This window comes from Pseudochelatococcus sp. G4_1912, from assembly GCF_047501465.1.
Taxonomy (GTDB): Bacteria; Pseudomonadota; Alphaproteobacteria; order Rhizobiales; family Beijerinckiaceae; genus Pseudochelatococcus.
In genome coordinates, this window is the sequence record NZ_JAZDRL010000001.1 from 1040121 (window position 1) to 1058456 (window position 18336).

Below are 18336 nucleotides of genomic sequence, written 5' to 3' on the forward strand. Positions count from 1 at the left end.
AGCAGAGCGTGCTGATGGTTGCCTCGCGCGCGGGGCTGGCCTATCAAACAGCATAATTATCCGAGGGAAATAAAGCGTCGTGTCCGATATTATCGCCATCATCGTTGCCGCAGGGCAGGGAACCCGTGCCGGCGCAGGTGCGCCCAAGCAATATCGCCTGCTTGGCGGCGAACCCGTATTGACGCGCACGCTACGCGCTTTCATCGCGCACCCTGCTATCAACCGCATCCTCGTGGTCATAGGCGCTCATGATAAGGCGCATTACGAGGCCAGCCTTGCGCCCTTAAAAGATACATCGAAATTCCTTGCCCCTGTCGTTGGCGGCGATACGCGCCAGGGTTCAGTCCATGCTGGCCTCTGGGCGCTGAGAAATGCACCACCTGCAACCGTTCTGATACACGACGGTGCACGCCCATTCGTATCGCAGGCCCTCCTCAGCGAAACCATAGCGGCAGCACAGACTTATGACGCCGCCATTCCCGGCACGCCTGTCACTGATACGATCAAGACCATTGATACGCTAGGGCGCATCACGGGAACAGTAGACCGTGAAGCACTGCGTGCGGTACAAACACCGCAGGCTTTCGCGTTCGCCCCATTATTTGCCGCACACATACGGGCGCAAGCCGAACAAGAAACGACCTTCACGGATGACGCCGCCCTTGTCGCCTGGGCTGGCCAGCCGGTCCACGTCTTCTCTGGAGATGCCAATAATATGAAGCTCACCACGCAGAGCGATTTCGACGCCGCTGAACAGCGCCTGCACACGCCTATGATCACCCGCGTCGGCACCGGTTTTGACGTGCATGCCTTCTCCGCAGGCGATCACATCTGGCTAGGCGGTGTCAAGATTGCACACACACAGGGCGTCACCGCACATTCCGATGGTGATGTCGTGCTGCATGCTCTTACCGATGCCCTGCTCGGCGCCTTGGCTGATGGTGACATTGGCAGCCATTTTCCACCAAGCGATCCGAAGTGGAAAGGCGCTGCATCCGACCAGTTCCTGATCCATGCAATCAACCTGCTACGCCAACGCGGCGGTGTGCTTGATCATCTCGATGCGACGGTGATCTGCGAGACGCCGAAAGTCGGCCCCCACCGCGACACCATACGCGCACGCATTGCCGCAATTACCGATCTGCCGTTAGATTGCGTATCTGTAAAGGCCACCACCTCCGAACGACTAGGCTTCACGGGACGTGCCGAAGGCATCGCCGCCCAGGCCGCAGCCACAATACGGCTGCCCCAAGGATCATGACATAACACAGAGAGAACGGGAGAAAGCGATGATAGATAAATCCTCATCGACAGAGCAAGCATCGGCAGCAACTCACTTTCCCGTTGATCTTCTCTCCCAAGCCGAGCGGATATTGACCATTGCGCGCCAGCAAGGCCTGCGCATCGCCACCGCCGAATCCTGCACAGGCGGATTGGTCTGTGGGGTGCTGACGGAAATCCCCGGCTCATCCAATGTCGTAGAAGGCGGCTTTATCACCTATTCGAACGATGCCAAACGCACCAGCATAGGCGTCCCAGCGGATCTGCTCGCCTCGCAAGGCGCCGTTAGCGAACTGGTCGCACGCGCAATGGCGGAAGGCGCATTGGCACATCTACCAACCGCTGATGTAGCTGTTGCTATTACAGGCATCGCGGGGCCTGGCGGCGGATCGGCCACCAAGCCAGTCGGCCTGGTGCATTTCGCAGCAGCCAGACGCGGCCAGACCACCCGGCATGCTGTCCATCACTTCGCCGACACAGGCCGCACCGCCATCCGCCGACAAGCAGTCATCGTAGCGCTCACTCTGCTGGAGCAGATCATGACTACTTCTACCACAACATAACGCATCCGATCCAAAAGAGGATACCGATTTTTGGATAAACCTGATGCATAAACAAATGATTAGATAAAAAAGCCCGCCAGCAGAAATGCAGGCGGGCCATCATTACACGAGAACCAAATACATCCTTACAGGATGCCCGTGCGCTGCAGTACTTTCATGGTGCGTTCATTGAAGCCCTTTTCAGCATCACGCAAACATGTAAGTGCGAGTTCTTCGTCTTCGACGACAACGCCATCCTTCATAACGTTGTGACCGCGATCCTTCAGTATCTGACGAACGAACACGACCTTATCCTCAGCGCCCTTCCAGTGCGCGAGCACAAATAGCTGCGACAGGTTATCAATACCCACGCCCGATCCGGTAACTGGTGAAGCCAGCGCCTGAATATCATCGCCTGCCTCGACACGCTCCAGGATAGCCGTGTTGACAGCCTTGGCCCGCACAGCACGATCGGCATCACCTTCTGCAGGAAGGGCCAGATGAACAACACCAAGCATTGCAAGGAAATGGAGCGCTTCTGCGGCGCGTTCCCATGAAATCCTGGCGACGCCTTCATCTTTCATCAGATCAGCCAGCGTCTGCGGGCCCTTGGCAAGCGCTGCCAGCACTGGATCGTAGACCTCGGCCTGCAGTGTGACCTCGCCAACGCGCGAACCAATCTTGCGCGGCACATCAGCCGGGGCCTGCAAGAGAACGAAACGCTGATTGTTCCAGATATCCTTCTGCACCTGCTTTGACAGCTGGTTAGCCCCGCGCACATAAATGTCACGACGGAAGGAAGTGTTGAGGATAATATCGCGCGTCATTTCGCGGAAGATCGGATCCGGGACCGAACCTAAAAGCTCACGCTGCTCTTGTGTAAAGTTCAAGAGGTCAGTCTGTCCGGCAAGGTTCGCCTGTGTACCATAAACAACCTTGGATTCGCCCAAAGCCTTTGCGACATCGCTAAAGAAGAAGGCATCCCAATCGCTGTTCATATACTCATGCGCGAGATAGGAAATCGGGTGCTTCTTCATATCTTCAAGCCGCGCGTCAGCGCCTGGTGTCGATGCGAAGAAACCTGCATTGAGTTCCTTCAAACGGTTGAGCAGACCAATACCACGCGACACCTGCTGCTGCACCGAACCGCCACCTAATGCGCCGCCATCGCGGAGTACACGCTGCAATGTAGAGCCCGATGACCAACCTGGATAAGCGTTGTAGGAAACGTAAACAATACCACCCGGTTTGAGGTTGCGGCGAATGATATCGCGGATATAACCACGGTTAGCCTCGCTCACCCAGCTGTAAACGCCATGCAGTGCAATGATATCAAAGCTTTGCAGGCTATCATCGCGCGCCAGATCCTGGAAGCTACGCTCAAGAAACTTGACATTCTTCGTGCCAGCCTTATCGGCCAGTGCTTTGGCACGAGTGATGTGAGTAGGGTTGAAGTCCACCGCAACAACATCAACATCCGGATTAACAGCGGCTATAATGTTGGATGTCAGGCCATGACCCGCACCAAGCTCCAGATAGGAGATCGGTCCGCGCGGTGCATCAAGTCCTTGCGACAACATGGCAAATCGCAATAGTTCAGGCGCCAGTTCAGCAAAGAAACCGATTGTATATTCGACTTCCGTTACATAACCCTCGGACCATTCAGACATGGATATCCCCAATAGATGTAATTTGCACTTGTCTTAACAGATCGGTTTACTTTTCACGCATACATCGCAAAAATGTAGCACCTGCCGTAACCGATTGTACAGCGCTTGTTATATAATCCACGAATACTTCGTTAATTCCCCATTAACCACAGAGGAGTATCATTCCGGCATGGTCAAACGCAAGCGCCTGCGCGCCTTTCTTATACCGATTTTTTTATACTCCGTTTCGGCGGTGGTGGTGGGATATTTCCTGTTCCACGCCCAGAATGGCACACGTGGCCTTGAGGCCAAGCGCGAATACAAACGCCAGATATACGATAAGACACTTGAACTTGATGCGCTAAAGGCGGAGCATGCCGAGTGGGATCGCCGTACGGCATTGGTGCGGGCTGGCAAGATCGACGCAGATATTCTGGAAGAAGAGGCCCGCAAAACACTTGGGCTTGTCCATGAGAATGACGTAATCGTGTTCCTCAACGGCGCTAATGGACGGCCGCTGAAATAAGATATAAATGCGCGCCGGATGATCCATGGCGCATTTATGTCTTTTGGGGCCCCATTACATCAAGCAATTTTCGCTGCAGCAATCTGGCCATTTATAATAGCAAGACCTTAATCTATACTGCATAGCCATTATTAACTTGCCCTTTGCTCGCTCGCGACGCAGCATCTCCTTTGACATAAACTGGGAAAGCATTACACCAGCTTTCACCAGCGCTGATCGATCAAGCGTTGCTAATGCATATGATTATGCAAACGATCCTGTTGCTCCAGCTGCAGCATCACGCCCCCATTTCTTAAATGCATCACAAGACTGCTCTCAAAATTACGTGACAATGCTTGCTGGCGTTATTGCATCATAGAAATCCCTACCTCAAGCAGCTTTAAATTTTCTTTATTTAACTGAAAACAGGTTAATCTCAGAAACGACCGCATTATCAGCTGGTTAGTTTCAAAAGAACCTAATAATTGCATACTTTTGCCTCTCGCCAAAAGGCTTCGTCTAGGGTAAACAGCATCTGGAAAAGTTATTAACTATTGAGCGTCGTCTGGGAGGATACGCCATGGCTGGCACAGCAAGAAAAACACCCCGTGCAGGGCAGGAATCGGGTTCCGCACGGCGCGGACGAGGCGGGAAAGCAGCTGGCGCACGCGCTGCCAGCACATCTGCACCCATTCTGCTAAACCACAATCAGGATCTCGAAGCTTATCGCGAAATGCTCCTCATCCGCCGCTTTGAAGAAAAGTCTGGCCAGATGTACGGCATGGGTCTGATTGGCGGCTTCTGCCACCTTTATATCGGGCAGGAAGCTGTCGTTGTCGGCATGCAAATGGCGCAGAAGGAAGGTGATCAGGTTATCACCGCCTATCGCGACCATGGTCACATGCTGGCCTGCGGTATGGATTCCAAGGGCGTGATGGCAGAACTTACCGGGCGTCGCGGCGGTTACTCGCGCGGCAAGGGCGGGTCGATGCACATGTTCTCCCGCGAGAAGAATTTTTATGGCGGCCACGGCATTGTTGGCGCGCAGGTATCGCTTGGCACCGGCCTCGCCTTCGCCAACCGCTACCGGAATGACGGCGCTGTCAGCATTACGTACTTCGGCGACGGCGCTGCCAACCAGGGGCAGGTTTACGAAAGCTTCAACATGGCAGAGCTTTGGAAGCTGCCGGTTGTCTACGTGATCGAGAACAACCGCTACGCCATGGGCACCTCGTTGAGCCGCGCATCTGCGCAGACAGATCTGTCGAAGCGCGGTGTATCGTTCAACATCCCCGGCGAGCAGGTGGATGGTATGGACTACCGCGCGGTTTATGAAGCGGGCCAGCGCGCTATTGATTGGGCGCGCTCCGGCAAGGGGCCGTATCTGCTGGAAATGCAGACCTACCGTTACCGCGGTCACTCAATGTCGGACCCTGCGAAGTACCGCTCGAAGGACGAAGTCCAGCGCATGCGCGAAGAGCACGATCCGATTGAGCAGGTGAAGCATCGCCTCCTTGAGGAATGGAAGATTGACGAGAGCGAACTGAAGGCCATCGATGCAAAGGTGCGTGAGATCGTGAACGAGGCGGCGGATTTTGCCACCCACGACCCCGAGCCCGATCCATCGGAACTGTGGACTGACGTTCTGAAGTAATCTCGCTGACGTTTTGCAAAGCCGGCAAACTGAAATGCTATGCCGGCAACCGATCGTCTGATTCATTCTAATAATTGCCGGAAGATCCATCATGCCGACAGATATTCTGATGCCCGCACTTTCTCCAACGATGGAGAGCGGTAAACTTTCCAAGTGGCTGAAAAAAGAGGGTGACACCATCAAGTCCGGCGACGTGCTCGCTGAGATCGAAACCGACAAGGCGACTATGGAAGTCGAAGCGGTTGATGAGGGTGTGCTAGCCAAGATCCTCGTGCCTGAAGGTACGGAAGAGGTTGCTGTTAACACGCCAATCGCCATCATTGCTGGCGAAGGTGAAGATGTCGCAGCTGCTGCAGGCTCTGCGGCTACCGCCCCGGCACCGCAAGCTGCAGCGCCAGCAGCGCCTGAGGCTGCACCAGCTGCAGCGCCCGCATCCGTTCCTGCTGCGCCTCGCGCGCCACAGGCTGAAGTGGCTGCTGATCCGGAAGTGCCTGCTGGCACCGAATTTGTCACGATGACAGTGCGTGAAGCGCTGCGTGATGCCATGGCAGAAGAAATGCGTACCGATGACAATGTGTTTGTCATGGGTGAAGAAGTTGCCGAATATCAGGGCGCTTACAAAATCACGCAGGGTCTGCTGCAGGAGTTTGGGCCACGCCGTGTAATCGATACGCCTATCACTGAGCATGGCTTCACGGGTATCGCCGTAGGTGCTGCATTTACGGGTCTGAAGCCGATCGTCGAGTTCATGACGTTCAACTTCGCCATGCAGGCGATTGATCAGATCATCAACTCTGCTGCCAAGACGCTTTATATGTCTGGCGGTCAGCTTGGTTGCCCGATTGTGTTCCGCGGCCCTAACGGCCCAGCCGCGCGCGTGGGTGCACAGCACAGTCAGGATTACTCGGCGTGGTACAGCCATGTTCCCGGCCTCAAGGTGGTTGCGCCTTACTCCGCAGCTGATGCGAAGGGCTTGCTCAAGGCAGCGATCCGCGATCCAAACCCTGTGATTTTCCTTGAGAACGAGATTCTCTACGGCCACTCATTCCCTGTGCCGAAGATGGATGATTTCGTGCTGCCAATCGGCAAGGCGCGGATTGCTCGCAGCGGGTCGGACGTCACGCTGGTGGCCTGGTCTTATGGCATGATCTATGCCCTCGAAGCAGCTGAAAAGCTTGCTGCGGAAGGCATTGAGGCTGAAGTTATCGATCTGCGCACGCTGCGCCCGCTCGATACCGAAACGGTGCTTACTTCTGCCAAAAAGACAGGACGCGTGGTTACTGTTGAACAGGGCTGGGCGCAGTCTGGCGTTGGCGCGGAAATCGCGGCGCTGGTGCAGGAACATGCGTTTGATTGGCTTGATGCGCCAGTACTGCGCGTTTCCGGCAAGGATGTTCCAATGCCTTATGCTGCAAACCTTGAAAAGCTTGCTCTGCCAACCGCCGACGATGTCGTCGCGGCGGTCAAGGCTGTTACCTATCGCTGACGGGAGAGGTCCATGTCGATCAAGATTTTGATGCCGGCCCTGTCTCCAACGATGGAAAAGGGCAATCTGGCCAAGTGGTTGAAGAAAGAAGGCGACACAGTGAAATCCGGCGATATCCTCGCCGAGATCGAAACTGACAAGGCCACGATGGAAGTCGAGGCCGTGGATGAGGGCGTGATTGCCAAGATCCTTGTTGCTGAAGGCACTGCCGATGTACCGGTGAATGACATCATCGCCATTCTGGCTGAAGAAGGTGAAGACGTTGCTGCAGCTATCGCATCTGCTTCTGCGGGTAGCGCTCCCGCGCCGGCGGCTGCACCTGCTGCGCCAGCGCCAACCAGTGCACCGGCTGCGTCTACACCAGCAGCACCAGTCGCTGCTCCGCAAACAGCGCCTCAGGCGACCTCTCATGCCGAGCGCGTGTTTTCATCGCCATTGGCGCGACGTCTTGCCAAGGAATCCGGGATTGATCTTGCAACTGTGAAGGGCACAGGCCCGCATGGACGCGTGATTGAGCGTGACGTTCAGGCAGCGATTGCAGGCGGCTCAACCAAGGCTGCAGCAGCACCTGCTATGGCAGCAACGGCTCCAGCGCCTGCCGCCAAGCCTGCGACAAGCGGCGATGATGCAGTGAAGAAACTCTTCGCGGCTGGCAGCTATGAAGAAATCCCGCACGATGGCATGCGCAAGACGATTGCGCGTCGTCTGGTGGAATCGAAGCAAACAGTGCCGCACTTCTACCTCACCGTTGATACCGAACTCGATGCACTGCTGGCGCTGCGCGAGCAGATCAACGCTGCGGCTCCCAAGGATAAGGACGGCAAGCCGACCTATAAGGTCTCGGTGAACGATTTCGTGATCAAGGCACAGGCTCTGGCGTTGCGTCAGGTAGCGGATGCCAACGTCAGCTGGACCGACAATGCCATGCTGCGCCACAAGGTGGTTGACGTCGGCGTGGCCGTATCGATCCCCGGTGGTCTGATTACGCCTGTCATCCGCAATGCAGACGTCAAGACGCTGTCGGCCATTTCCAACGAAATGAAGGATCTGGCTGGCCGCGCCCGCAACCGCAAGCTGAAGCCTGAAGAATATCAGGGCGGTTCATCGGCTGTGTCGAACCTTGGCATGTTTGGGATCAAGGAGTTTTCCGCGATCATCAACCCGCCGCATGCAACCATTCTGGCTGTTGGCGCTGGTGAGAAGCGCGTTGTGGTGAAGGATGGCGCGCCTGCTGTTGCTACAGTGATGACGGTAACGCTCTCCACCGATCACCGCGCTGTCGATGGCGCGCTGGGCGCAGAGCTTATTGCTGCCTTCAAGGTGCTGATCGAGAATCCCATGAGCCTTCTCGTCTAATTTTGCATTCATGGTAGCCGGATCTCCGGCTACCGCTTTTTTCGGACCAATTATCCCTCTGGGATCAAGAGAGGCTGTTATGGCCAATTCATACGATATTATTGTTATCGGCTCCGGCCCCGGTGGTTATGTAACCGCGATCCGTGCGGCCCAGCTTGGTTTCAAGGTGGCCGTTGTCGAGCGCTCCTATCTGGGCGGCATTTGCCTTAACTGGGGCTGCATTCCGACTAAAGCGCTGCTGCGCTCTGCAGAAATCTATCATTATTTCCAGCACGCCAAGGATTATGGCCTGAGCGCCAGCAACATCGGTTTCGATGCCAAGGCGATTGTGGACCGTTCACGCGGCGTCTCGAAGCAGCTTAACACGGGCGTTGGCTTCCTGCTGAAGAAGAATAAGGTCGATGTGATCTGGGGCGATGCAAAGATTGATGCGCCTGGCTCAATCACCATCTCCGCAACGCCAGATGCGCCTAAGGGTGCGCTGGGTGGTGGCACGTATCAGGCCAAGCATATCATCATCGCGACAGGCGCGCGTCCACGTGTGCTGCCGGGGCTTGAGCCAGACAAAAAGCTGATCTGGACCTACTTTGAAGCGATGGTGCCGCCTGCCATTCCGAAGTCTCTGCTCGTGGTTGGCTCGGGCGCAATCGGTATCGAATTCGCTTCGTTCTATCGCACCATGGGCGCGGAAGTGACTGTGGTCGAGGTTCTGCCGCAGATTTTGCCGGTTGAGGATGCAGAAATTGCTGAACTCGCCCGCAAGCGGTTTGAAAAGCAGGGCATCAAGGTGTTGACCAACACCAAGGTTGCCAAGCTCGATAAGGGCACAGACAGCGTCACTGCAACGCTTGAAACACCGAAAGGCACGCAGACGCTCACCGTGGATCGCGTGATTTCGGCAGTTGGCGTGGTGGGCAATATCGAAGGTCTTGACCTCGAAAAGATTGGCGTGAAGACAGATCGTGGCGTGATCGTTACCGATGGTTTGGGCCGCACGAACGTGCCAGGCATCTATGCGATCGGCGACGTGGCGGGTCCGCCAATGCTCGCGCACAAGGCTGAGCACGAGGGCACGCTGACAGTTGAAGCCATCAAGGGGCTGCCTGTGCATGCGCTCGATAAGGCAAAGATTCCCGGCTGCACCTACTGCAATCCGCAGATTGCCTCGGTTGGTCTCACAGAAGCAAAGGCGAAGGAGGCGGGTTATGATATCCGCGTCGGTCGCTTCCCGTTCATGGGTAACGGCAAGGCAATTGCCTTGGGCGAGCCTGAAGGCCTTGTTAAAACCATTTTCGACAAGAAATCGGGCCGCCTACTAGGTGCACACCTGATTGGCGCAGAAGTGACAGAGCTTATTCAGGGCTTTGTCATCGCGCTCAATCTTGAAACGACGGAAGAAGAGCTGATGCATGCGGTGTTCCCACACCCCACGCTATCAGAAACAATGCATGAGAGCGTTCTGGATGCTTATGGCCGCGCCATTCACATCTAGATAGACTCTGTGCCCCCTTGACGAAAAGATGGATTCAAAGTGGAACGAAAGGCCAAGCTTGGCGTTTCTCTTTGGTCCGCTTGTAAAAGTCAGGGAGAAACACATGCAGGGCGTTGGTATTATTGGCGCAATCATCATCGGCATTCTGGCCGGATGGATTGCGCAAAGTCTGATGGGCCGCAGTGGTGGCCTCCTCGTCAGCCTGGTTATTGGTTTGATTGGTGCGTTTATCGGGCCAGTCATCCTCGGAATGCTTGGTATATGGCAAGGAACGGGGTTCATCCCAAGCCTTGTTGTTTCAACGATAGGGGCGATTGTGCTGCTGTTTATCGTCGGCCTGCTCCGACGAGCATAGCCAGGCAAGCTATCTCCCCTGCCGGATACGCCATTGCATCCGTCAGGACAGTCGATTACACCAGTGCGCACCGTGCTTGAATGTTGAAGCAGGGTGCGTATTGATTTTTAATAAGCTGTTCGATGTCATTCACAGCCTGATCAACTGACGCTAATTGGAGGCGTCACAGATAGTCGCTTAGGGAGTTTTGAGGCATGGCGGTCGTATTGGATATTCTCAACCGCGATCCGCGCCGCAAACTCGATGTGTCTCCAGAAGCCGCACAGCCGGATGAAGCAGCAGCTAATGCAAAAGCTCGCCATCCCGAAAAGGCGCACCGGCCCGATCAGCCAATGGCGCGCAAGCCTGACTGGATTCGGGTAAAAGCCCCTGGCTCGCCGAAGTGGGCCGAGACCAACCGTATTGTGCGTGAAAACAAGCTTGTGACCGTTTGTGAAGAGGCGGGCTGCCCCAACATTGGCGAATGCTGGGAAAAGAAGCACGCAACTTTCATGATTATGGGCGACACCTGCACACGCGCATGTGCATTCTGCAACGTGAAAACCGGCATGCCGCAGCCGCTCGATCAGAATGAGCCGGATAGTGTCGCCAAAGCCGTTGAAAAGCTTGGCCTGACGCATGTCGTCATTACCTCGGTGGATCGTGATGATCTGGCAGATGGCGGCGCTGAGCATTTTGCGCAGGTCATCCGTGCCATTCGTGAACGCTCACCCAAGACGACAATCGAGATCCTCACGCCAGACTTTTTGCGCAAACCCGGCGCGCTAGAGATTGTAGTTGCAGCGCGTCCCGATGTATTCAATCACAATCTTGAAACCGTTCCATCGAAATATCTGAAAGTGCGCCCGGGCGCACGCTACTTCCACTCCATCCGTTTGCTACAGCGGGTAAAGGAGCTGGACCCGACAATTTTCACCAAGTCAGGCATCATGGTTGGCCTAGGTGAGGAGCGCAACGAAGTGCTGCAGTTGATGGACGATCTGCGCTCTGGCGAGGTCGATTTCATCACCATCGGCCAGTATCTTCAGCCAACCCGCAAGCATCATCCCGTCATTCGCTTTGTCACGCCGGATGAGTTCAAGGCATTTGAAACAACTGCCTATGCCAAGGGCTTCCTGATGGTGTCCTCCAGCCCGCTGACGCGCTCGTCGCACCATGCAGGCGAGGACTTTGCCCGTTTGAAATCCGCACGTGCAGCGCAGACGGGCCGATAAACCATGCCTGCTTTCCGTAACGAGCGTAAAGTAAAACACACTCCCGCTGCCATGTTTGATCTGGTTGCGGATGTCGAGCAATACCCGGCTTTTTTGCCGTTATGCGAAAGCCTGCATGTGCGCCAGCGCATCAATAGCGGCGAGGGTATTGAAACCCTGATTGCCGATATGGGCATTGGCTATAAAGCCATCCGCGAAACCTTTACCACCCGGGTGACGCTCGATCGCCCGCGGTTGCGCATTCTGGTTGAATACGTTGATGGTCCTTTCCGTTTTCTCGAAAACCGGTGGGTTTTTCGTGCTGATGAGGATGGAAAGGCTTGCATCGTCGACTTTTTTATCTCCTACGAGTTTAAAAGCCGCATGCTGGGTATGCTGATGGGCGCAATGTTTGATAAGGCGTTCCAGAAATTCTCCGACGCCTTCGCCGCCCGTGCAGATGCAATTTATGGCGATAAACGCGTCTGACCACCCGCATACTGACAGCTTGAAAGCGCACCGACTTACGCAATTTCACATGGGTGCATTGACCTGCACGCGCTGGCCGCAAGGCCATGACTGGGCCATAGTAGCGCAGCTCTAATGGCTTACTGGCACTTTCGGTGCTGCAGGAATATGACATGAGTCACCCATCCATGGCTGTTCGGCCATCGACAGAATCACATCAGGCGTTTGCCTGCGCTATTCTGGCCTATGTCATGTGGGGCCTCCTGCCGCTTTTTCTAAAGCTGATTGCTCACCTGCCAATTATGGAAGTCATGACCCATCGGATCGTGTGGTCATTGCCCTTCGCGGGCCTGCTTTTGCTGGCTACAGACCGTTCTGGGGCGATGGGGCAAGCCATCCGCAATCCGCGTGTGCTGATGATGGCATGCGTGACATCGGCCCTGATCTGCTTCAACTGGAGCACCTATGTCTGGGCAATCATGAATGGCCGTACGCTTGAGGCGGCACTAGGCTACTACATCAACCCACTGGTCAGCGTATCGCTTGGTGTGGTTTTACTGCATGAACGCTTGAGCCGGGCACAAATCCTTGCTGTTGCATTGGCGGCGATAGCGGTGGGTCTGTTGAGCTTTCGTGCAGGCGGCGTGCCGTGGATTTCTTTGGCACTTGCGTTCTCATTCGCCTTTTACAGTTACCTACGCAAAACTTTGCCTGTTGCGGCCCTGCAGGGGTTTACACTTGAGGTGATGATCCTGTCACTTCCAGCAATTGCGTATTTAACCTGGCTCATTGTTTCCGGGCAGAGCAATTTTGGCACAGCCAATAATTGGGATGCGCTATTACTCGTGATTTCAGGACCAGCCACAGCTGGCCCCTTGATCCTGTTCACTATTGGTGCCCGCAAACTGCGCATGACGACGCTCGGCATCTTGCAATATATCGCACCAACACTGGTGTTTCTGACAGCCGTTTTCGGTTTCAAGGAGCCCTTTTCAATCACGCAGGCGATTGCGTTCGGTTTGATTTGGATCGGGCTTATTATTTTTACATGGTCGAGTGTGGTACAGGCACGCAAATAAAAACAAAGAATAAAGGCGCCCCTGAAAGGAGCGCCTTATCAATCATTATGCCAGCGCTTTAAGTGCTGCCTTACCCGCATATTGCGCGTAAGGGCCAAGCTCTTCTTCAATGCGAATCAGCTGGTTGTACTTTGCAATCCGGTCGGAGCGGCTGAGCGAACCTGTCTTGATCTGGCCAGCGTTGGTTGCCACTGCGAGATCGGCAATGGTCGTGTCTTCCGTCTCACCCGAGCGGTGCGACATCACAGAACGATAAGCATTGCGATGCGCCATCTCAACGGCTGCAAGCGTCTCCGTCAGCGAACCAATCTGGTTGACCTTTACCAGAATTGCGTTACCCACGCCCTGCTCAATGCCCTGCGCCAAACGCACAACATTGGTCACGAACAGATCATCACCAACAAGCTGCGTCTTGCTGCCCAGACGATCCGTCAGCAGCTTCCAGCCAGCCCAATCATCTTCTGCCATGCCATCTTCAATGGTGGCAATTGGATAGCGCGAAACGAGCTTCTCCAGGTAATCGACCTGCTCGGCGCTGGAACGGGTCTTCTTCTCGCCGGCGTAGACGTAGTTCCCATCCTTGAAGAACTCTGTTGCTGCAACATCAAGGCCGAGCACCACGTCATCACCAGGCTTGAAACCTGCGGTTTCAATCGCCTTCATGATAAAATCGAGCGCTTCTTCAGCTGACTGCACATTTGGCGCAAAGCCACCTTCATCACCCACGCTGGTGTTGTGCCCAGCTTCATGCAGAGACTTTTTCAGCGTATGGAAAATCTCGGCACCAACCCGCACGGCTTCACGAATGCTGCCAGCTCCGACTGGTAGAATCATGAACTCCTGGAAGTCGATGGGGTTATCCGCGTGCGCACCACCGTTGATGATGTTCATCTGCGGCACAGGCAATACGCGCGCCGACGTTCCACCGATATAACGGTAAAGCGGCAAGCCAGATGTCTCAGCCGCAGCCTTGGCCACAGCGAGCGACACACCCAGAATCGCATTTGCGCCAAGACGGGACTTGTTAGGCGTGCCGTCAAGCGCAATGAGCGTCTCGTCGACCTTGACCTGATCCTCCGCGTCGAAACCACCAATAGCTTCGAAAATCTCGTGGTTGATGGCCTCAACCGCCTTTAGCACGCCTTTGCCACCATAACGGCTCTTGTCGCCGTCGCGCAGCTCTACAGCCTCGTGTGCACCAGTGGATGCGCCTGATGGCACCGCAGCTCGGCCCATCGAACCATCTTCCAGAACAACATCCACCTCGACAGTGGGGTTACCACGGCTGTCCAGAATTTCACGCGCTACGATATCAATGATGGCAGTCATCAACGGCTCCTTTAAGCTCTCTTGGCTAGCGGATCGCGCCTCGTGATCCGCAGCGTCAGGCATTCGGGCTTGTACGCCAAAACAACCCGGCTGAAAACGGGCCTGAACGATGAATTTCGCCGATTCTAGCCGAGCTGACCCATGTCAGCCCCCCAAACCTCGTCAATCTTTTATTAACCTTAATCATAAATGAACGCACAAAAGTGCGATCACTCAGTTGATTATCCATGGCTTTTGCAAGAATTCAGCTTGCCGTTAGCCAGCCAATAAAAATGCGCTTCTGACAGAAAAATGGTTAACCTGCGTTAACTTGGCTTGCCAGAATGGCTGCAATGATCAAAGCTAACGAAACGTTAATGATGAGGTATCATCGTGACCCGTTTCGTGTACCGCGTAACTGTTCTAGGCTTTTGCCTTGCATTCTCGGCACTGCTCTCTTTGAGCACCGCTGATGCGCGCCAACGCGCGGTGCGCCTTCCCGCTGTGGCTATCTCCAGCGAGGTTTGGCAGACAGAAACGGGCCTCACATCCCACCCCGTAGGCTGGGAAGATTTTTGCCAGAAATACCCTACAACCTGCCAGCTCCGTGATAACCGCCCTGGTAGCGTCAAGCTTAATGCCGAAACGTGGGCATTGATTCTGCAAATCAACACTAGCGTAAACACGACAATCTCCCCTCTCTCCGACGAAGAACATTGGGGTATTGCTGAGTCGTGGGATTATCCCGAGGATGGCTTTGGCGATTGTGAGGATTACGCTCTGCAAAAGCGCCGCCTGCTGCACGAGGCTGGCCTGCCCCTCGCAGCTCTGATGATGACCGTGGTGCGTGACCTCGACAACGCTGGCCACGCTGTGTTGACAGTCCGGACTGATCGAGGCGACTTCATTCTCGACAACAAACGCAACCGGGTACTGCTGTGGAGCGAGACGGGTTACAGCTATGTGAAACGTCAGGCAAACCTGAATCCTAACCGCTGGGTCTCGCTTGGCACCACACCGCCAGCTATCGCAACAGCCGCACAGTGAATTTCACCGCATTGTAGCCCAACGCGCCACGCTCATACCCACTAACATTGCGGGCACAAACGCAAGCGTGCCTGTGTGCGCCAATCCCAAGGCAACGAAAGCAGGGCCAGGGCAGAATCCACCAAGCCCCCAACCCACGCCAAACACCGCCGCGCCAATTATCAAAGAGCGATCGATGTCCTGGTTCGTGGGCAGATGAAATTGCGTATCAAACAACGGATGCTCACGCTTCAATACGAACCGATAACCAATGAAAGCAACGATCACTGCCCCGCCCATCACAAAGGCGAGCGATGGATCCCACGAGCCAAACAAATCAAGGAAATTAAGCACTTTGGCCGGATCACTCATGCCGGATATCACGAGGCCGATGCCAAACAGAAGACCTGTCAGCAGGTTGATGAGAATCGACATCTCTCACCCTCCAATCACATGCCGAACGACGAATACGGTGATGAAAGCGGTTAACATGAATATCAGCGTTGCTACCATTGAGCGCATGGAAAGGCGCGACAGGCCGCAAACCCCATGTCCGGATGTACACCCGCTGCCGAATACGGACCCAAAACCAACAAGAAAACCCGCAACCGTCATCAATGGATAGTTTGATGATACCGTTTGCAAAACCGGCTCGCCCGTCACGGCAGCAACGACAAACGGCGCGATAACAAGCCCTGCAATGAAGGCAAGGCGTGCGGGAAAACGATCATCGACAGGTGGCAGCAGGCGACTTGCAATGCCGCTGATACCGGCAATACGTCCTTCCAGCGCCATCAACAACACGGCAGAAAAACCTATGATCGCGCCACCAATCAGCGACGCCAGGGGCGTAAAAGTCGTCATTCCAGCATCCCTATTACGCAGAGGGGCCTTTATGTCAGCTTGAAGATATTATCCCTCGGCTCACGAACCAGCGTATAACCGCTTCACACATTGCGCCAGAGAGTCGCGCCAGGCCGGCATCATCACGCCATGCTGTTGCGCAATCTTTGTGCAGTCCAACCGTGAATTTGCGGGACGACGGGCCGGCGTGGGATATTCGGCAGTCGAGATGGGGAACACCGTAGCGCCCTTGCCGCCATGCAAGGCAGCCAATGCAAATGTTGCCTCAGCCAGCTGTGCCCAGTTTGCTTCACCCTCTCCCCCCAGATGGAAAACACCGCGCAGGCCGGCATTGTTGGGCTGTGCCAGAAGATTCTGTGCAACGCGGATTACGGCATCGGCAATGTCGGGCGCATAGGTTGGAGAACCAACCTGGTCAGCCACCACCCGCAGCTCATCGCGCGTTTCCGCCAAACGCAACATCGTGCGTACGAAGTTTTTGCCATATGGCGCATAGACCCAAGCCGTGCGCAGAATCGCATGATTGGCGTGGGCCTGTGCAACAGCCGCCTCTCCTGCAAGTTTCGAGGCACCATAAACGCCAGTAGGCCCAGTTGCATCATCTTCGACATAAGGCGTCTGCTTGGTGCCATCAAACACGTAATCGGTAGAAATCTGAATAACGGGCACATTCAGCGCATGCGCTACCGCAGCAACCTCGCCTGCTCCCACTGCGTTGACAGCAAAGGCCATCTCCGCCTCGTCTTCCGCCAAATCAACCGCTGTGAAAGCTGCGGCATTCACGATCACGTCCGGACGCGCTTCGATCAGTGCGGTGCGGATTGTTTCGGGACGCGCCAGATCAAGTGTTGGGCGGCCTAGACGAACAATCTCAACGCCCATTGCAACGCCGCGTTCACCAAGCGCTGTCGCAACCTGCCCTTCGCTGCCGGTAACCACGATACGCATCATTCCAATCCTCATAAACCTTAAGCGCCACCATCATGACTTGGCAAAACGGATTAGAGTGCCATTGCGTTTTTAAAGTGTCATGAAATTTTGAAATCGAGTGAACTAACAATATCATCACGCGCCAGATTTCCCTCAATTGCGTCTTGCAAGAGGGCAAACGCTCGCCGCATCGACGCGGCTTATAACATCATGATAACAAATAGACCTCAGCTCTTGACCCCAAGCCGATGCCGCTTTGGACCGGCAATGCATGCGAGCGCGAGCATCAACCCACTCACTGCCGCCATCATCCCGGCAGCGCTGACGCTTGATGAAAAACCGAGCCATAGCGGCGCATAAGCTGCCAGCACATAACCAACCACAGCCGCAATCACGGCAAAAGCCATGCTCCATAAGAGCTGCGGCATAAGACGATTGGTCATCAGACGCGCGGCTCCGGCGGGACAAATGAACATTGCCACCACGATAATCGCCCCAACTGCATCGAACGCCATCACCGCAACGATAGCCACCATCACCACCAGCGCAAAACCGATCAGGCCTGGGCGGGCACCGACGCTTTGAGCGAAACCTGCATCGAAAGTGCCAATGAAAAGCTCTTTCCAAAAAGCTGCGATGAAAGCGATCACGGCCAGTAATGTCAGCGCCAGACGCGCAACCGGTGCAGGCAGATCGGCAAGGGCTGCCCTATCAAGCAATGAGCTCCAGCCTTCTGCCGCAAACCAGACGATGCTTTCCAGATTGCCATAAAGCGCGTGCTCAACATCAAGATGCACCTTGCGCGTATCAGTTTGCTCCAGCAGCAGCACACCTGCCGCAAACAGCGCCGTAAACACAACCCCCATCGCAGCACCCGGCTCAATACGGCCTGCGCGGCGGATGACCTCAATCAACACCAGCGCACCAACCGCCGCCGCACCCGCACCCAGCAACATGGGGCCGGCAGAGATCGAACCCGTAAATACAAATGCCAGCACAATCCCCGGCAGCACGACGTGGCTGATAGCATCCCCAATCAGCGCCTGGCGACGCAGCACCAGAAAGTTACCAAGAAGCGCGCATGACAGTGAGGTCAAAACTCCCACCACCATCGGCACGAGACCGAGCATGACAAAATCTGCCCCCAT

The 18336-nt window shown here is 55.3% G+C and carries 18 protein-coding genes; 12 read left to right on the plus strand and 6 right to left on the minus strand.

Annotated features, from left to right (window positions below; genetic code table 11):
* Nucleotides 1-79: 79 nt before the first annotated feature.
* Nucleotides 80-1261 (plus strand): bifunctional 2-C-methyl-D-erythritol 4-phosphate cytidylyltransferase/2-C-methyl-D-erythritol 2,4-cyclodiphosphate synthase, encoded by a 1182-nt coding sequence (locus VRZ32_RS04745; protein WP_414524549.1) that lies wholly within the window; start codon nucleotides 80-82, stop codon nucleotides 1259-1261.
* Between the two features lie 28 nt (nucleotides 1262-1289).
* A complete protein-coding gene (locus VRZ32_RS04750; protein ID WP_414524550.1) occupies nucleotides 1290-1844 on the plus strand; it encodes a CinA family protein in 555 nt (184 codons plus the stop codon).
* A 125-nt stretch (nucleotides 1845-1969) separates the two neighbouring features.
* Here VRZ32_RS04750 and VRZ32_RS04755 read toward each other — a convergent pair whose 3' ends face one another.
* Entirely contained in the window at nucleotides 1970-3493 is a 1524-nt protein-coding gene (locus tag VRZ32_RS04755; protein ID WP_414524551.1) for a methyltransferase regulatory domain-containing protein, read from the minus strand.
* A gap of 169 nt (nucleotides 3494-3662) precedes the next feature.
* Between VRZ32_RS04755 and VRZ32_RS04760 the strand changes: the two genes are divergently transcribed.
* The 9 genes from VRZ32_RS04760 to rarD all read left to right on the plus strand — a co-directional run bounded on the left by VRZ32_RS04760 (nucleotide 3663) and on the right by rarD (nucleotide 13060).
* Entirely contained in the window at nucleotides 3663-3998 is a 336-nt protein-coding gene (locus tag VRZ32_RS04760) for an FtsB family cell division protein (protein WP_414524552.1), read from the plus strand.
* Nucleotides 3999-4557: 559 nt separating this feature from the next.
* Nucleotides 4558-5631 (plus strand): pyruvate dehydrogenase (acetyl-transferring) E1 component subunit alpha, encoded by a 1074-nt coding sequence (gene pdhA / locus VRZ32_RS04765; protein ID WP_414524553.1) that lies wholly within the window; start codon nucleotides 4558-4560, stop codon nucleotides 5629-5631.
* Between the two features lie 91 nt (nucleotides 5632-5722).
* On the plus strand, nucleotides 5723-7117 hold the full coding sequence (locus tag VRZ32_RS04770; RefSeq protein ID WP_414524554.1) for a pyruvate dehydrogenase complex E1 component subunit beta: 1395 nt from the start codon (nucleotides 5723-5725) through the stop codon (nucleotides 7115-7117).
* Between the two features lie 12 nt (nucleotides 7118-7129).
* On the plus strand, nucleotides 7130-8473 hold the full coding sequence (locus VRZ32_RS04775) for a pyruvate dehydrogenase complex dihydrolipoamide acetyltransferase (RefSeq protein ID WP_414524555.1): 1344 nt from the start codon (nucleotides 7130-7132) through the stop codon (nucleotides 8471-8473).
* Between the two features lie 79 nt (nucleotides 8474-8552).
* Nucleotides 8553-9965 (plus strand): dihydrolipoyl dehydrogenase, encoded by a 1413-nt coding sequence (lpdA, locus tag VRZ32_RS04780; RefSeq protein ID WP_414524556.1) that lies wholly within the window; start codon nucleotides 8553-8555, stop codon nucleotides 9963-9965.
* 103 nt (nucleotides 9966-10068) lie between these two features.
* A complete protein-coding gene (locus tag VRZ32_RS04785) occupies nucleotides 10069-10320 on the plus strand; it encodes a GlsB/YeaQ/YmgE family stress response membrane protein (protein ID WP_414524557.1) in 252 nt (83 codons plus the stop codon).
* Between the two features lie 194 nt (nucleotides 10321-10514).
* Nucleotides 10515-11534 (plus strand): lipoyl synthase, encoded by a 1020-nt coding sequence (lipA, locus tag VRZ32_RS04790; RefSeq protein ID WP_414524558.1) that lies wholly within the window; start codon nucleotides 10515-10517, stop codon nucleotides 11532-11534.
* Nucleotides 11535-11537: 3 nt separating this feature from the next.
* Nucleotides 11538-12002: a type II toxin-antitoxin system RatA family toxin gene (locus VRZ32_RS04795; protein ID WP_414524559.1), complete on the plus strand. Its 465-nt coding sequence runs from the start codon at nucleotides 11538-11540 to the stop codon at nucleotides 12000-12002.
* A 152-nt stretch (nucleotides 12003-12154) separates the two neighbouring features.
* Nucleotides 12155-13060 (plus strand): EamA family transporter RarD, encoded by a 906-nt coding sequence (gene rarD / locus VRZ32_RS04800; protein ID WP_414524560.1) that lies wholly within the window; start codon nucleotides 12155-12157, stop codon nucleotides 13058-13060.
* A 45-nt stretch (nucleotides 13061-13105) separates the two neighbouring features.
* On the opposite strand, the gene eno is transcribed toward rarD, so the two are convergent.
* Entirely contained in the window at nucleotides 13106-14389 is a 1284-nt protein-coding gene (gene eno, locus VRZ32_RS04805) for a phosphopyruvate hydratase (RefSeq protein ID WP_414524561.1), read from the minus strand.
* A gap of 372 nt (nucleotides 14390-14761) precedes the next feature.
* On the opposite strand from eno, the gene VRZ32_RS04810 reads away from it, so the two are divergent.
* Complete coding sequence (locus VRZ32_RS04810) at nucleotides 14762-15415, plus strand: transglutaminase-like cysteine peptidase (RefSeq protein WP_414524562.1); 654 nt, start codon at nucleotides 14762-14764, stop codon at nucleotides 15413-15415.
* A 3-nt stretch (nucleotides 15416-15418) separates the two neighbouring features.
* Here VRZ32_RS04810 and VRZ32_RS04815 read toward each other — a convergent pair whose 3' ends face one another.
* From VRZ32_RS04815 to VRZ32_RS04830, 4 genes are all read right to left on the minus strand, one after another.
* Entirely contained in the window at nucleotides 15419-15829 is a 411-nt protein-coding gene (locus VRZ32_RS04815) for a DUF6691 family protein (protein WP_414524563.1), read from the minus strand.
* Nucleotides 15830-15832: 3 nt separating this feature from the next.
* The gene (locus tag VRZ32_RS04820; protein WP_414524564.1) at nucleotides 15833-16258 is read right to left on the minus strand and encodes a YeeE/YedE family protein; all 426 of its coding nucleotides are present in this window, start codon (nucleotides 16256-16258) and stop codon (nucleotides 15833-15835) included.
* A gap of 60 nt (nucleotides 16259-16318) precedes the next feature.
* A complete protein-coding gene (gene rfbD / locus VRZ32_RS04825) occupies nucleotides 16319-17206 on the minus strand; it encodes a dTDP-4-dehydrorhamnose reductase (RefSeq protein ID WP_414525040.1) in 888 nt (295 codons plus the stop codon).
* A 209-nt stretch (nucleotides 17207-17415) separates the two neighbouring features.
* Nucleotides 17416-18336 (minus strand): metal ABC transporter permease, encoded by a 921-nt coding sequence (locus VRZ32_RS04830; protein ID WP_414524565.1) that lies wholly within the window; start codon nucleotides 18334-18336, stop codon nucleotides 17416-17418.

What these genes read in the sequence shown, in the direction of transcription:
- VRZ32_RS04750 (WP_414524550.1), top strand. Translation starts at nt 1,290, where the DNA reads ATGATAGATAAATCCTCATCGACAGAGCAAGCATCGGCAGCAACTCAC.
- VRZ32_RS04755 (WP_414524551.1), bottom strand. Translation starts at nt 3,493, where the DNA reads ATGTCTGAATGGTCCGAGGGTTATGTAACGGAAGTCGAATATACAATC.
- VRZ32_RS04760 (WP_414524552.1), top strand. Translation starts at nt 3,663, where the DNA reads ATGGTCAAACGCAAGCGCCTGCGCGCCTTTCTTATACCGATTTTTTTA.
- pdhA (WP_414524553.1), top strand. Translation starts at nt 4,558, where the DNA reads ATGGCTGGCACAGCAAGAAAAACACCCCGTGCAGGGCAGGAATCGGGT.
- VRZ32_RS04770 (WP_414524554.1), top strand. Translation starts at nt 5,723, where the DNA reads ATGCCGACAGATATTCTGATGCCCGCACTTTCTCCAACGATGGAGAGC.
- VRZ32_RS04775 (WP_414524555.1), top strand. Translation starts at nt 7,130, where the DNA reads ATGTCGATCAAGATTTTGATGCCGGCCCTGTCTCCAACGATGGAAAAG.
- lpdA (WP_414524556.1), top strand. Translation starts at nt 8,553, where the DNA reads ATGGCCAATTCATACGATATTATTGTTATCGGCTCCGGCCCCGGTGGT.
- VRZ32_RS04785 (WP_414524557.1), top strand. Translation starts at nt 10,069, where the DNA reads ATGCAGGGCGTTGGTATTATTGGCGCAATCATCATCGGCATTCTGGCC.
- lipA (WP_414524558.1), top strand. Translation starts at nt 10,515, where the DNA reads ATGGCGGTCGTATTGGATATTCTCAACCGCGATCCGCGCCGCAAACTC.
- VRZ32_RS04795 (WP_414524559.1), top strand. Translation starts at nt 11,538, where the DNA reads ATGCCTGCTTTCCGTAACGAGCGTAAAGTAAAACACACTCCCGCTGCC.
- rarD (WP_414524560.1), top strand. Translation starts at nt 12,155, where the DNA reads ATGAGTCACCCATCCATGGCTGTTCGGCCATCGACAGAATCACATCAG.
- eno (WP_414524561.1), bottom strand. Translation starts at nt 14,389, where the DNA reads ATGACTGCCATCATTGATATCGTAGCGCGTGAAATTCTGGACAGCCGT.
- VRZ32_RS04815 (WP_414524563.1), bottom strand. Translation starts at nt 15,829, where the DNA reads ATGTCGATTCTCATCAACCTGCTGACAGGTCTTCTGTTTGGCATCGGC.
- VRZ32_RS04820 (WP_414524564.1), bottom strand. Translation starts at nt 16,258, where the DNA reads ATGACGACTTTTACGCCCCTGGCGTCGCTGATTGGTGGCGCGATCATA.
- rfbD (WP_414525040.1), bottom strand. Translation starts at nt 17,206, where the DNA reads ATGCGTATCGTGGTTACCGGCAGCGAAGGGCAGGTTGCGACAGCGCTT.
- VRZ32_RS04830 (WP_414524565.1), bottom strand. Translation starts at nt 18,336, where the DNA reads ATGGGGGCAGATTTTGTCATGCTCGGTCTCGTGCCGATGGTGGTGGGA.